The organism is Daejeonella sp. (assembly GCF_030684675.1).
In the GTDB taxonomy this organism is placed as follows: Bacteria; Bacteroidota; Bacteroidia; order Sphingobacteriales; family Sphingobacteriaceae; genus Daejeonella.
This window is the reverse complement of the sequence record NZ_JAUXXZ010000031.1, coordinates 1-16,203: the sequence shown is the minus strand read 5'-3', so window position 1 is coordinate 16,203 and position 16,203 is coordinate 1. Positions and strand designations below refer to the sequence as shown.

Below are 16,203 nucleotides of genomic sequence, written 5' to 3'. Positions count from 1 at the left end.
AATGAATTACTATTAGTTAATATCCTTGAGCACAAATTTAAAATGAACTAGGTTTCAATCTTGATTCCTCGTTCTTGATACCTGATTCTCGAAATCCTCCCCCTGCAATCGCTCAAACCTTACCCGCCCCCCTCCAAAGGGGGACAATAATCCTGGTTCATTGTCTATTATTCTTCCAAAACACAAATTTCAAATGAACGCGGATTAAGTCTTGATACTTGGCTCTTGATACTGTTATATTAACAAGCGACTGACGAATTTATCTTGCATGATGCCTATGTAAATTCGTAAGTCTGAAAACCAAATTTCAATTGAACCAGGATTAAGTCTTAGTTCAGTTGTCTGTTGCCAGTTGCCAGTTGTCTGTAATTTATCCTAAAAATTAAATGACTTAGTAATAGCTAAAATCCTCGAGCACAATTTTCAAATGAACAAGAATAAGTCTTGAATCTTGGTTCTTGGTTCTTGCTACTTAAAATGAACCCGGATTCAATCTCAATACTCTATACTCTATACTCAATTCAATTAACCTTAATCACTCCCTCTCCCGCCTGCACTTCCAATGATACCTGCTTCTTAGAAATATCATAAGTAAAATTACGGGTTGCCTTGCCATTCAAAAGTACAGATTTCGGTTTTGATGCGGAAGAAATACTCAGTTTTGCAGTTTTTCCTACAGCATATTTAATACCATCAGCCGACCATTCGAAAGTTAAAACTTCTGATGAATTTAGTGCTTTTGAAGCACTTTTATTACTGAAACTTGTTGCCAGTGCAACAAAATATCTGTCGCTGCTCCAGGTCATCGAAGCTGCATCAGTCTCTATTCCACCAGTTTGATAAACTTTACCCGGCTTTGTGCTGAAAGCAAACTTCTTACCGGATGCCACACCACTCACAAATCCATCACCTTCTTCTGTAATCACTTCAGAAACACCATTGCTTCCATCAGTAGTTATAAGATTTGCAATTACAAGCGGCTCTCTGTTTGTAGTACTGGCAGATACCTTTAACATGCCTTCCTTCTTCAAATGACGCACACGCTGTAAGGTGTACAGATAATGCGGAGTTTCCTCTGCTTCTGTTTCAACAACCTTCGGTGCAAGGTGCATGAAATTAAGCGTCACGCCTCCCTTTGTGATATTTGAAACATCTTTTCCAGCCTTGATATGCTCAAGTTCTGCAGTCTGATAAAGCAGGGTTACTTTCGCATCCTTCTCAGAAGGAATAGCCGTATCCAGCATTAAAAGGGTGCGTGGCTTGATAAACAATACATTCCGGCTCAAATCTTTTACTTTATCGAAATAAATACGTCCGATATTACCGGAAGAAAATGCGGCATCTTTCCCATCCAGGAAATTAGCAATATAAGCATGATCATCAAAACCAGGTGCATGATAAAGGTGGTCTCCGGTACGCTGACTCTGCTCATTTCCATCGATAAGTATGGTTGAATGTGCGACCGGCTGAATCAGTTTTGACTGATAGATCGGATCATCATAATAAGTAGAATTTTTGAGGTGACGTTCTTCAATGAACAAAACCCCCTTATCAGCTAACCAGATACTTCCCTGATCAATGTGCTGGTGGTTATAGAATGCACCGGTACGCATTACGAATGAAAAATCATCCTTTTCCCAACCGCTTTTGAATACCGTAGTTCCTATCTCTCGGAAAACCTTTACCGGATTCTCATCAAAAGGACTATCCTCAGGAATATTTTTGGTATTGAAAATTACATCCTCATAATTCTCCTGAGTTTTCATGTAATTATAAAACCAGCTTAAACGTGGTTCTCTTCTTTTTTCAAGCAGAAAGCTCCAGAATGTTGCAGGCACCATTGCACCTCCTGAATCACCGTATTCAAACCAAAGCTTGTCTTTGATCAATCCGCCCCAGATAAATTCATTGTAACTTCCAACTAAAGGTGCAGTAAGATCGATCTTAAATACATTATTGAGTGAAGGAAGGCTGTATGCCATATTGGAGAATGAATAGCTGTTGTATCCATATCCTTCACCCCAGGCACCATCCTTCTGATCTATCACACGATTAATAAATCGGTAATATTTTATCAAACCACCGGTAAAATATGGCTCCAGGTTTTCAGTTTCTGGCCCGTCTGCATAAACAGCAGCCATATTCATTAATGATCCACCTAAAATCATTGCGAGCCAGTTTGATGTAGCGGCAGTAATATCATCATTGTAAACATAGGTACGGTGAGCACCATCAACGATATTTGCCATAATCGCTTTACGGATAACACTACTCTCAGCAGGTGTCATTACATCATAGGTCAGGTCATAAGCCTCAGCAACCCGATGTGCCCAGCTACCTGTGCGATGCTCACTGTAACGACCGCGATTAGTTTGCCATGGATGCGTCCAGTTTGGCCAGCCGGCTATCTTAACCAGAACATCTTTAACATAAGTACCAGCTTCCTTATCCCCATGAAAAGCATAAGCTCTGGCATTTAAACGAAGGGCTTCGCCGGTATGATAAATTTTATCGCCCCAGGCCGACCAGGTTGGAAGCCAGTCCTCTTTTGGAAACTGGTCCAAATCAAAAATCAGACTGCTTACCGGAATCTTGTCACGCTGTACTTTTGCATTCTTAAGGATATCATCATATACTTTCTTATACTCAGGCTGCTTAATTTTAACATCCAGTTCTTTCTTCTTTTCAGCATCAAACAATAAGCGGGGGTGTTTTCCAGCCATGTTCTGAGGTGCGATATGAATCGTGAATTCTGTATGAGCCAATTCCTTAGCACCATCCAAAGCCTTTATTTTTCCGATATAAAGTCCTTCGGGAAAGCTAAGCTTTAAAGGTTTAAGCGACCAATCAGTACCCGACTTAGTTAAATCGCCCTTAAAAAAAGATTTAGACTGATCTGTAAATGAAACAATTTCAAGGTTAACATTTTTCGCATCCAGTGGCCATTTACCGCTCAAATTGAAATCATCTCCGGCGGCATAATGCTTTTTTGGAATATACTGGGCATACTCAGGTAATTTAAACATTTCCGGAGTACTAAATTGAAAAGTTGATTCACGGGCGGCAGTAAAGGAAATGTCATCAATTCCAAAATAGATCGGCATATCCGGATCTGCTGAGGGGAATTTAGTAATAAAAGCTAAGGCATAAATTTTGACTTTATCTTTACCTGAAATCTTCGGATTCTCAGACACAAGTTCATTAAAACTTACAGTAGCTGTCACCCACTTATTCCGTTCGGGATTATTGATCGTATAATCCAGCTTGCCAAGATCACCTGCAGCAAACCTGACCTTATAATATTCTGAAGGAGTATTTGACTTCAGATAATATCTAAATTTTACACTTGCACCGGGAACAAGATACATATCGAGCAATTTCTGTGCACCGGCATAAGCATCCACATTGGTAAAAGCACGAACCTTCTGAACCACCGAAATATTAGGATCGCCGGGAACAATTTCATTAGGGCGAAAGTCCTGATTATAGGCAATATCCTGCCAGTGAGGGTATGATGCCCATGCTCCTAATTCACGATCCTCGAAGTTTTCGGTATAGGACCATGGTTCAAGAACAACATTAGGGTTGGATATGACTGGTGGAGCTAGTTGGGCATTGGCAAAAGCTGCAGAAAAAACTGCTCCCAGAGCAAATACATTTCGTAAATGATTCATTGGTATTAGATTATGATAAGAAAATTTATTATTGCTTAATTTAAGACATCATCAATTAAAATGATCGGCAAAAGAATTGCTTACAATACCTGCTTATTCATTGAAATCAACAGTATTTAGAATTAGCTGGTCCATTTGCGTAAACGATAGCCTCTGAATGCATAGAAAATCAGATACAAATAACATGGCATTAAAACCCAGTATGCATTACGGGCATCCCATACATCTACGAAATATCCGTAAATAAGTGGGAGTATTGCATTACCTGCTAATCCCATGACCATCAATGATGCTCCGACTTTAGTAAAACGGCCTAAACCATCTAATGCCAAAGGCCAGATCCCCGCCCAAACTAATGAATTAGCCAGACCAAGCATCACGACAAACCATAGAGAAATATCATTGGTATGTCCAAGGAAAGTAACATCCCCTTTTGCGTAGATAATCATCAGGGTCAGAATTGCACCAAATATGGTACTTGCCTTCAATGCCGTTAACTGCGACATAAATTTCGGAATAAAGAATATACCAACCAGATAAGCACAAATCTGAGCAGTAAGGGTATAAGAAGGGAAAACCTTGGCTTCAATCAGATTGAGGTTCATTGTTGCCGCATAACTGATTACCGTATCAATTGAAATTACCTGGGTTCCTACATGCAGAAATATCGCAAAAGCTCCTAAAACAAGGTGTGGGAACTGCATAATACTGCTTTTTGAGGAGTTTGCCTGAGCCAGTTCTTCGCTTTCATGCTCAGTATCAATTTCAGGAAGTGGTGAATAACGAATAAACAGTCCAATCAGAAAAAGAAAGGTTCCTACACATGCATAGGGAATAATTACCCTTTGGATAAGTTCATGAAAAACAGCATCCTTTTCAGCCTGAGACATGGAGCTGATATTATCCAGCATCGCACTATCCGTGGCTTTGAAGATTACAGCAGCAAATAACAATGGCGCCAGAATACCGGCACCCTTATTACAGATACCCATAATACTGAATCGCTGAGCAGCACGCTCTGTAGGCCCTAAAATGGTGATGTAGGGATTCGCGGCCGACTGGAGTAATGCCAAACCGGCTCCAATTGAAAATAAGCCCAATAAGAACAATTCATAGGTCATCGTAATTGCAGCCGGAACAAAAAGAAATGCTCCTGTCGACATGATCCAGAAACCGATCATCATCCCTTTCTTGAAACCTACATTTTTGAGCAGGTAAGATGCCGGAACAGAAAATAACAAATAGGAAATATAAAATGCGAAGGTTACCAAATAAGACTGAACGTGTGAAAGCTCAAATGAAATCTTAAAATATGGGATTAAGATCGCATTGATCCAGGATGTGAATCCAAACATGAAAAACATGAATGCGATAATCACCATGCCTGTGATGGTATCCCGCTGACTTAATGATCCTACTGATACTGTTTTATTACTACTCATATTTTCTATTTTAATTTCCGGATTTAAAGCCCCAATTCTTAAATATAATATTTTAATCGTTCTACCTTAATAATTACAATTTGGATGCACTGTCTTCATCAATAAATAAGATTGCATTGTTGTGCCTTCTGAGTATTGTTGAAGGGTATTTCTCACTAATCTCGCTGTTGATGGTGTGATCAATAGCATTTGCCTTAAACTTACCCGGTACAATAGCAATAGCATAAGTTGATTTGAATAATGCAGGCATGGTGATCGTAAGAGCATGGGTAGGAACCTCATCAATCGCGCTAAAACAGCCATCATTTACCTGTTGAACCCGGCAATCCTGATCAAGATCAACAACCTTAACAATTAATGGATCATTAAAATCGGCAACATGCGGATCATTAAATGCCAGATGGGTATTTTCACCTATCCCTAAACAAACGATATCTGTCGGATATTTAATTAAAAGGTCTGAATATCTTTTGCACTCTTCCTGAGGATCTGTATTTCCATTCAGATAATTAACAGTATGACAAGTCACATGACTAAACAGTCTGTCTTTGAGGAAATTACCGAAACCCTGTGGTGCATCCGGATGCAAACCGATATACTCATCCATGTGGAAAGCATTGATCTTCTCCCATTGGATATCCTTTTTCAGCAATTCGGCAAGAAATTCATTTTGTGAAGGAGCAGAAGCGAAAATGATGTTTACCTGCTCTTTCGTCTTTAGTAATTCAGCAATTCTGGCCGTCAGAGTTTCTGCAGCTGCAGCACCTAATTCAGGTCTTCCGGCGTATATATTAACCTGTAATTTATCCTTTTTAATCTCTCTCATAATTGTATTCGTATTAATCTAATTTATTATAAACAATTCTTCCCTGCACAATCGTGGTACTGACATTGATATTTGAATCAAAAATGACAATATCTGCATCCTTGCCACAAATCAATGAACCTTTACTGGCTCCCAATCCCAAAATATTTGCTGGTGTAAGTGATGCCATTTTAACTGCTTCAAGCAATGGCACCTCGGCCATATTAACCATATTCCTCACCAGACGGTCGCAGGTTGCGACACTACCGGCAAAAGAAGTACGATCGAGCAGTTTGGCCACGCCATCTTCAACGAGGACCTTTAATCCGTTGTGCTTGCTTCCAAGGATGCTATCTCCAGGAGGCATACCTGCAGCCCGCATAGAATCAGTAATCAAAGCAATGCGGTCCGGGCCTTTAATCTTATAGATCAGCTTTAATAATGGTGCCGGAAGGTGAATACCATCAGCAATGATCTCTACATCCATCTCATCGAGAAGATAAGCGGTTTCAATCACGCCTGCATATCTGAAACAATTTCTACGGCTAACTCCCGACATGCAGGAGTAAAAGTGTGTACCTAATGTAAATCCAGCCTCAAAAGCCTCCAGAGCCTCCTCATAAATAGCATCGGTATGCGCCATGGCCACCAGGATGCCTTTAGAACGAAGATGGTTTCCAAATTCAATTGCACCTTTCAATTCAGGCGCAGCACTCCATCTTTTGATATCATTGGAGCGCGACAAAATTTCCATATACTCCTTAGGATCAGGATTTCGAATATATCTCGGATCCTGTGCACCACGTTGAGACATCGCAAAATAGGGTCCTTCAAGGTGCATTCCAAGAAACTGAGCACCCATTTTATTCTTTTTATCTGCTTTTTTGTATAAGTCGAGGGTATTGTAAAGCTCATCCAGTTCACTGGTCAGGGTAGTCGGCATCAGACCGGTTGTTCCATATTTGGCATGAGTCTCGGCAATCTTCAGGAAAGCTTCTTCCGATCCATCCATGAAATCATGGCCACCACCTCCGTGAACATGGATATCAATAAATCCGGGAGCAATATAATTACCCTTTGCATCAATTTCAACTGCACCGGGAACCTCAATATTTCCTTCCCCAACTTCCTTTATCTTCCCGTCAACAACAACCACAGTACCGCTGATGATGCGATAAGGGGTTAATATTTTACCATTGTATATTTTAAGTGTTTTTTCCATAATTGAATTGTATTCTATAAAAATCGGGGATCTAGCCCCGGGGTAATTTTAGTAAAAAATAATTGAGTTTAACACTAATCTCATAAATATTACCTCTGTTTATCCAGAACAGAAGTATCCTATATTTTAGGACTCCGGAAAGCGGAAATGTCCTACCCTGTTGCAAAATAAATCTGATTTAAGGGAACCGAAAATTATTATCCGGCGACAGGGATATAATTAATTTTAATCCTGCTTTTTGTACCGGAATTGCCCATAACATCAACCACATAAACTTCAATTGCATTCATACCCGGACTCAGTCTGACTGTGCTTTCCTTTGCCTTTACTGGACTCTGAACCCCATTTACCACAATATTAAAATGATCAAAGCCCGGGGAATCAGTTGCCAGATCAAATTGAATTTCCCCATTCTGTATATAATGTGCAGCAAAATCTACCTGGAACAGGCTGCCGTAAATGTCTGAAGGTCTGCGGACATAAAATCGATGCTCAGGAGTTTCGGGAGTTTGTGCATCTGTCCAGGCATAATACCCATCCCAACCCCAATGGGTTCTTCCATGAGTTACCGGCAAAGGGGATTTCTGACTCAACCAGTTGCTACGGGGTAGCCAGCGGACTTCAGCAGTATTATAAAACCCATAACCACCGGAATATCCGGGATTGGCTTCATTAAAAGTCACCTTCCACCAGACATAATCCTTGTTAATTTTACCTGAAAAAGCCTTCCCTCCTGCTTCCATAGCAATTGGAAGATCTTTGGGATCAATTCGGTTTGCACGCCTGTCGCGATCTTCAAATGACCATTTATCCCTGTCAATAATTTCCCCACCCTGATAATAGGTCTTAAGAAATAAATCATGCAACTCCAGAATATTTAGAGGGATTCCTGTTTTTTTATCGTAGAACATGGTATCAAAATTAGGGTCTGCCATGATCCACTTTTGATAATCCCGCGACCATACTTCAACCAGTTCATGACCACCCCAGATTGCATAATTTGTATTTACAATCCTGGCAGGGATACCAAAACTCTGGCAAGCTTGAGCGAAAACAATTGCATAATGCAGGCAATTCCCTCCCTTTTTAGACAAATTTCCTGGCGCCGCAGGACCGCTGAGTATTTTACTCGCATCCCAGCTCAGCAAATCTTCAAATTCAGAATTTGGAAGAAACCAATCCCAATTTGCAGCTGTCCATGCCCGCAAAAGTTTAATCTTTTCCCTTTCTGTTGTTGCACCCTCTACTACCTGGTCAAGTTTAAATTGCTTCCTGAATTCCTGAAGTTCAGGCAAGGCAGGGTTCTCATGAACAAAATCAAAGGAAGACCTGATTATAGGGTAATTCTTTACCTCAGTTATAAAAATACCTGCGCCTTTTGAATTGCTACGCCATGCACTTTTCAAATCCAGTCCCGTAATTTTGGGCGTACTGTTTCCAATACCCGGATCAATACTATATTCAAGTTGAATGAAACGATGATTATTCCCTACTGGCAAAGTTGAACCCTCAAAATTCTGCCAGGCTGTCCACCCTCCTGCTTCAGGCAGATGCGTATTTCCGCTTCTTATCCGCGTTTGCCATTTTGAGCCTTCTGCATTTAAAATGCGGGGCTTGATCTCTACAGCTTCCAAAGCAACAGGAAAATACATCACTCCTTCTAAGGCTTTATCAGCAAGATTAATGACCGGAGTTTGCAGCCAGGCCTTTTTGGCATAAGCCTGCACCTTTAGACGGATTGGATATTCGGCTATATTGGACGAGCTACCTGCATACTTCCAGGTTTTTCCATTATCAATACTCCGCTCACTGTTACCTGTGAATGAAGAAGGCTGTCCGATGACATTACGAATAATCGAACTCAAAGCCATTGGAATCCTGAATTTTTCATTCTGATTGTGCACCTTAAGCTCAATAAAATTTCTTCCCTTTTTTAAATAGGATACCGGAACCGGAACAGAAGTCCAGAAGTGACGTAGTTCATAAACAATTGGCTTATTCCCGTTAACCCTAAATTCAAGCTTTCCACCACTCATTGGTTCAGCAGGAAGCATAGGGTAAATGAGCATACTAATCCATGCATTCTTAGCAGGCAATACCGGTAATTCAAGAATTTTCCTGATAATACGGCCTTTAGACAGTGTATCCCAAGCTTCTGAACGTATAGAACCTAAGGTAACAGCATCATTTTCTATCAGAAGATTATCTTCAAGCACAATCGAATTACCTTCCAGTTTTAGATTCTGAGAAACAGATTTAGCCCATAACTCTGCTGCCGTCCAGGTTTCAACTTTAGATTTAAGGGTATCCGATTTAAATGATCCTTTTGTGTAAGAATTCTCAAAATCTGCAGAAAGACCCTCCATGATTCCGGCAAGGCTTGATATAGCAATTAAGACAATTCTGAAAATGGGTTTTAGTGTCATAGTATAAATCCTTAATTTTTAACCACATAGTACACATAGATCATTTCTTTAACAGCTATAAACTCTATGTTTCTATGTGGTTTTTTAATTTTTAACCACATAGTACACATAGTTCATTTCTTTAACAGCTACAAACTCTATGTTTCTATGTGGTTCCATTAACCTTAAATCTCCCTCACGTTATTTAAATTACCCATTAACAAAAATACCGGACCTCCATCATTAGATGAAGATCCGGAATATTTAAAATTGGAGGAAAATTGATTTCTTTTAAACAGAAAACAAAACCCTTATTTGTTGATTTTTAATGAAACTGTTCCAGCCGGTAATTTCACTGCAACAGTATTAGTACCTGCGTCAAAAGTCCAGTCTTTTATAGTCTGTCCGTTAACCTGAACAGAAGCCGGTTTTCCGGATACCATAATTTTCAGAGAACAACCTTTCCAGGATTTGATTTCGGCATCAATACCAGTAGAAACTAATGCCATAGTACCTCTTGTACCAACATCAGCAATAAGAGACAAACCATTACCGGAAATCGAGCTTCCTTCATAGTAAATTTTCTGAAGAGCACCTGATTTATCATAGCTGGCAGTAAATCGTTTTGCATCGGTTGTAAAACCAGCTGCAACCCCATTTTCTGTTCCGGTTCTGAAGAAACCGATATCCGAACCATTAGCATGTACCATTTTAGCACCGATCCATCCCGGAGCTTCCATTTTTGTGGTTACCGGAGCAGCTCCTGCAGCTGGTTTAGATTCCGGTAAAATAACTGCAAGGAAATTAACCTGATTCAGATCTGGTTTACTTGCAAGATCAAGGAATGACTCATAGAATACTTTTCCAACACCTTTATCATAGATCTTTGAGGCATCAATCTCCGGACTAACAACATCCATAGTTAATTTTGCATTAGGGCGATCGATTACCATACGTCCTTTATCATAAGTGATCGCAGTTGCATTATTCTCTCCCGGAGGGGCATGAAACAACCAATCGTAAACATGTCCTTTAGGTGATTTGCTTTTAACTTCATCAAACAGGAAAATAGGTCCAGTCTTGGTGTAAAGTAAGGTACGTGAATAGTTTTCAAGTTTACCCTTGTACACTGAACTCAAGTCACTCTCCATTCCATCAGCATCTTTACCATTGAATAAATGCTTTACTCTTGGCCATTCGGTCAGCGCTTTTATACCATTATCGTAATGAGCAGGTGCCTGACTTTCAGGATCATGATCAACAAGCATTACGTTATGAGCATTCGCCTGAACGTGATAGCTCAGATATTCAAGGTTTGCATAATAGCCCAATGGACCGTATGCAGGATCAGTAAGTAACGTTTCACCATTTTTCATGATCTGAAAACTTCCCTGATCATAATGATAATGATTGGAGTTTGGCCCAACACGGGTACTCAATACCATGGATGCATCATCCCAACCGGAACGCATCACCATCCCTTGTGCGGTAAAGAATTTAGATGGGGGCAATGTTTCTCTCGATACCGGAGTAATATCATCCCTGTACCATACATAACTCAAATAACCTCCTTTTCCGGATTCCCAGAATGGTTTTACATAATTATAGAGGAATGGATTTTTTGTACGGTTTACCAACCACCAGGAGTGAATCTGTCCGCCAATATCAACTTTTGATCCTTTTGCTCCGCCACCATCACCATAATCCTGCATCAAACCATTTGAATAGCTCGCCTGAATGAGGTATTTGTAAAAATCTTTAAAACTGGTGGTTGTAGAATAATCAACTCCAAAATTACGTTCCAAAGCCGGAAGCAATTCACCCATATCCCTGCTCGCCATATTCATATAGCCACTTTTTGGCTCACCATAACTACCATCCTCATAATAAGTCCGGTCGATAAAGGTTTTAGTTTTGGTGAGGATACCAGAAATGTATGGTTCCAAATTTGGATTTGAGGGATCATCACCATAAATAGCGGTAGCAGCTAAACCCATACCACCTGCTAATACTGCAATGTGGTTGGTCTGGTTAGAAGGCATACGATTCATTTCAACCATATCGCGGTGGAACATTTTCAAACCTTTTTCCATAATGGCAGTCCGTACAAATGCACGCTCTGATTCAGAAAGCAGATCGTAAAGCATATCATAACCATAAGCTACAGGCTTGATCGTATAACCTACCGGATAATAAGTCCAGAACTTACGTTCAAGCATCCAGTCGGCATTCCATTTTTTAAATGAGCAAAGTTTAAGTAAAGCTTTTTTAGCCTGCTCACCCGCAGCACGATCACCTTTAAAAGTGTACTGGAAGCTACCTTCCTCAATTACATTTCCAAGAGTCGAATTAGGATTATTCCAAAGTGCATAGGAATTGAAACCCACTGAAGTTTTTGAATGCGGACCACCAACAAGGTTCTCGGCAGTAAGATCCCTTCCTTCATTGATTGCATCAACATTCACTTTCATGAAATCTTTATGAGCAAGAGCATTATCAAGAATCTTTTTAGCAACAGGCGATTTTTCATTTGCCAGACGGTTTTTAAGCTCCTCAGCAGAGAAATATAGCCTCGGGTGACCATTGACCTGTTTACCCGGCATCAGAAAGCGTATAGCCCAGTTTACTGATCCGCCCTGATTATCCTCGCCTTTCAGACGGATCTCCCACTGACCACGGGCATCCTTTTCTGAAAGTTTATAAATAGCTGTATTTGCCCATTCATTACCACTGCGGCTGAATGAGATATTATCCTTAACAATTTTTCCTTTGCTGTCTACCAATGTGCCCGTAACCTGTTTCAGACTTACATTTCCTTCGGGTGCAACTTTAAGACTGATATTGTCACCATAAAAAAAGTGCTTATTCAAGATCGTCACATCGAACATATCCAGATTAGTAGAGCTGGGTGTAGTAGCTATAAATTGTCTGTCGCGCTCACCATTGATGCTGAAATCATCCATCAGAATAGTATAGGTCAACAGATAATTCACAATCGGGTATGATCCCTTCAAAGTGATCACCTGAATATGCTCATTAGCACCAAGGGACTTGCCATCCAGCTTAAATGCTGAGATCGGTAGATCCAGTTCTAACCAGGAATTTGCCTTTGGATTATTGATCTTGTGGAAATAACGCTTGCCTTCGAAAGTTCCTAATGAAAGTTCAAGCGATTCAGGATTACGATCTCCCTGAAAATATACCGCAGCTTTCACCCTGGTGTCCGAAATCGTATAAAGATTTAAACGTTTTGTAAATCCCTGATATAACTCATTGACATCATGGGCTTTAAACGGACGAGCAAGTGCATACTTGCTATCTTTATAAGTCGGGGACTTTACTGCAAAATACAGCGCATCAAAGGCTATATCCTGAGCATAGGGATAAGTTTCCCAGGCAAAAAGCTCACCGGTTTCAAAGTCGTTGAACAAAGTGTAGGGAGTCCTGCCGGGGTTTTGAGCATAAGCAAGATTAAGAATCATGCAAATGGAAAGCATTTGTAAAAGGAATTGTTTCTTCATTTGAATATAATTTATTTTTATTTTCCGCTTCTGCGGGATGTTTATATTTATGTCACGCTACTGCGGGATAATACTTTTAAGTCCCGCTACTGCGGGATAGCATTCTCATCGCATTCCCCGACCATACCTTTTCCTTTTCAGTCTCGTTGATAGCTTTAAAAGCTCCGAGTCTTAAAAACGGGGAGGTATAATCCACAAAAGGAGTCTCCGTTCCAAAGGCCAGTTTATCAACTCCAAAATTCTCAAGTAAATAAGTTAAACTTTCACTATTCGGGCCTTTTACGACCACTCCACTGCCTCTTGACGTGTCGAAAAGGACATCAGCAGCCTTAAGTATTTTAACAGACTCAGCTGTAGTGGGTTCCTGTCCGTCAGTGATCCGGGCTTCAAGAATCATATATTTTGCATCAGGCACTTTACTTACCAAAGCAGCAACATCATTATAATTGATTGCCTTGTCCACATCCAGCCAGGACCGTTCTCTCAAATCAGTCATACGGAGTGGGATTGAAACCGGCATACCCAGATCTCTGGCAGCTTTAACCATTTCAATACAAGCCTCATCAGTCAGCTTGTAATGATGATAATGTGGAAAGATCCGGATCCCTTTCATTCCAAACTCTTTATGGCAGGTTTCCAAAGCATCCCTCCACCAGGGAAGAATCGGATTAATGGTAGCAAACAGAATAAAGCGATCTTTAAATGAAGCATCGGAGTTCAGTTCAGCAAATAACTCTTCATTTGCAATTTGTCCATCTACATAAAAAATCCCATTGAGATTGGATACTAGTGCTTTATCCACCCCATAAGTATTCATACGTTTCAACAGGTCTTTGAGGTTATTCCCTCTTAAGTTCCGGTATGGCCAGTGACCAACGAATGCATTGATATCAACCAGCATGATTACCCGCCTTTCTCAATAAATTGTTAAAGTTTTCGAAGAAGATCTTTTTCCTGTCGGCCTCACTCAGATCAGCCCATATAATTTTACCGACACCAGTTTCATAGTTCATATCTGTAGCAAATAACAAACGATCTGCGCCAATATATTTAACCGCCATATCGATCATACCTTCATCACTAACACTGCCGCTCGTATCCAGAAATAAGGTTGGAGCCTTCTTTAAAATCCGGCACATGTATTCCCAGTTACCACCCCCACCAATATGACCACAAATGATCATGGCTTCTGGATAGCGGTTCGCTATTTCAACAAAATCTTCAGGAACAGAGGAATTGGGGGGATTAGTTGGTAAATATCCAGGGCGCCAGTTTCCGAGTGTGGTCACGCCATGAAGCATCAATGGGATTTTATGTTTGATACAACGCTCAACGATTGGATAATACAGCGGATCAGAAATTTTAACCGCATCATAAAGTTCGCCAAGCATCACCATACCATTATCAACGCAACGGTCGATCTCATCCAAAGCTTCTTTTTTGAATAAAGGATTGATATAACATTGTCCCATGATCTTTTTGGGATGCGATTTCATTGCCTGAATGATAATATCATTATTGGCACGAATTTCTGCTACAGTCTTCCCTCCCGGTATAGAGCAGGCTGCTTTTGTAATACCCAGCGCCTCGCAACTTTCATCTACCTGGGCTGCATTACTGCCCGACCAGACATGATTATGAGCATCAAGCTTGGGATATTTCTTTGCCGATTCCATAATGGCTTTCCAGCCATCTTTCTGAAAGGTATTGGCAGCCTTTTCAGTTTCTTCTTTCGAAGGAACATTACATAAAACACCCGACATGGAAGCCCCTAAAAGTCCGAGGCCGCTGGTACTTAAAAATGTTCTCCGGTTTAAACCAAAATCAGTCCGGTTTTTCATGAATGGAATTATAATTCTCTTTTTTAACGATTAAACAAATAAATGACCCGCAAAAAGAAAAAAGCCCCATTCGGAAAATAAAATATGTTGAAAAAGATGGAAGCAGGCTAGATGATTGTCATAGGATTCCAGTATATTTCTAATTGTCTGAACTGTAATTTTTGGAGTTTATATGATTCGCTTGATTTAAGTAAAATGTATAACAACCATTCATTATCACCATTAAACTCATCGGATGACTCAAGTCATCCGATGAGTTTAATAATGTTGTGCTAAAAAATCAATTTTCGTAATCGCTGGAAACTATACGGAAAGTGGTCCGTATTAGCGGTAGTTTAAATATTTAAGTCAGGCGAATAATTAGAGTGTTTGCTAATCCAACTTTTAATTTCAGTCTTTAAGTCGTCAATAATGTTTAGAAATTCAAAAATTGTCATGTCTTGATGGTTAAATCGTCCAAATTTGGCTTCTATTAGAGATTGACCTGAAACTTGAACAGTTGCATAATTATCAAGGTCTTCGTCCTTCACATCCATGACAAGTACATGATACCTTAGTTTGTCCACTTTTCTATAAATACTTTTAGGCATAAAAGGACTTTCGGATATTTTCATAAGTCTATCAAGTCCCGAAAAATATTCAGTTGAGAAAAGCAATTTCTGACTGTACCAATCTTCAAAATATTTATGATGTTGGTCTTGCATTCTTATAAAGAACCCGAAACTTTTTCCTTGAATTTGAAAACTTGTCTTTTAAATTCCTCCAGAAATGAAAAAACTACATCTGTATTCTTTTGTAATAAAGGGGTTTCAATTCCAAATTTATTGAACAGAATAATTGCAATTAGCAAAGTCAAAAACCCAGCTATTGAACTAATCAATGTCCCAATAATATTTAGGGTTTGGTTAAAGCCTTCTGTTTTTTCTCTGAAAATTACAGGTAATAAGACTGCTAAACTAATTGTCAGTATGAGTATAAATATTATGTTTCTCTTGTTCGTCATAAATTACCGCTAACTTATTATACAAGCTATAAACCCTCCCAAACCACCAAAATAGCAAGGTTTGGATTTTTTATATCCCTTTATTAAATATCCCCATTCTGTCCCCAAATACCTAATCCAAACTACAAATAATAAAAGCAAATAATATAGAAATGAATGACCCCGAAGCAGAGCTTCGAGGTATCGCGTTATTCGAATAACCGTAATTGTGCCCTATGAAACTTCTTATAAGCAGTCTTTTCTTGGCCTTGTTCATTTATATATTTTTGAATAGTCTCCTCATTTGCGTA

The 16,203-nt window shown here is 39.8% G+C and carries 9 protein-coding genes; all 9 read right to left on the bottom strand.

Features of this window, described 5'->3' with window-relative positions:
• Positions 1-521: 521 nt before the first annotated feature.
• Positions 522-3,674: a heparinase II/III family protein gene (locus Q8M41_RS06215; protein ID WP_305364383.1), complete on the bottom strand. Its 3,153-nt coding sequence runs from the start codon at positions 3,672-3,674 to the stop codon at positions 522-524.
• Between the two features lie 122 nt (positions 3,675-3,796).
• On the bottom strand, positions 3,797-5,116 hold the full coding sequence (locus Q8M41_RS06210) for a sugar MFS transporter (RefSeq protein WP_305364382.1): 1,320 nt from the start codon (positions 5,114-5,116) through the stop codon (positions 3,797-3,799).
• A 73-nt stretch (positions 5,117-5,189) separates the two neighbouring features.
• Entirely contained in the window at positions 5,190-5,942 is a 753-nt protein-coding gene (locus Q8M41_RS06205) for a glucosamine-6-phosphate deaminase (RefSeq protein WP_305364381.1), read from the bottom strand.
• Between the two features lie 13 nt (positions 5,943-5,955).
• Positions 5,956-7,143, bottom strand: coding sequence for an N-acetylglucosamine-6-phosphate deacetylase (gene nagA, locus Q8M41_RS06200; protein ID WP_305364380.1), 1,188 nt, complete (start codon positions 7,141-7,143; stop codon positions 5,956-5,958).
• A gap of 197 nt (positions 7,144-7,340) precedes the next feature.
• On the bottom strand, positions 7,341-9,569 hold the full coding sequence (locus Q8M41_RS06195) for a transglutaminase-like domain-containing protein (RefSeq protein WP_305364379.1): 2,229 nt from the start codon (positions 9,567-9,569) through the stop codon (positions 7,341-7,343).
• Positions 9,570-9,859: 290 nt separating this feature from the next.
• A complete protein-coding gene (locus Q8M41_RS06190) occupies positions 9,860-13,069 on the bottom strand; it encodes a DUF4962 domain-containing protein (protein WP_305364378.1) in 3,210 nt (1,069 codons plus the stop codon).
• Positions 13,070-13,145: 76 nt separating this feature from the next.
• Positions 13,146-13,970, bottom strand: a complete 825-nt coding sequence (locus tag Q8M41_RS06185) for an amidohydrolase family protein (protein ID WP_305364377.1) — start codon at positions 13,968-13,970, stop codon at positions 13,146-13,148.
• Positions 13,960-14,910 carry an amidohydrolase family protein gene (locus Q8M41_RS06180; protein ID WP_305364376.1) on the bottom strand — a complete coding sequence of 317 codons (951 nt, stop codon included), beginning with the start codon at positions 14,908-14,910 and terminating at the stop codon, positions 13,960-13,962. The genes Q8M41_RS06185 and Q8M41_RS06180 overlap by 11 nt, the downstream gene beginning before the upstream one ends.
• 335 nt (positions 14,911-15,245) lie before the next feature.
• Positions 15,246-15,614 (bottom strand): hypothetical protein, encoded by a 369-nt coding sequence (locus Q8M41_RS06175; protein ID WP_305364375.1) that lies wholly within the window; start codon positions 15,612-15,614, stop codon positions 15,246-15,248.
• Positions 15,615-16,203 lie beyond the last annotated feature (589 nt).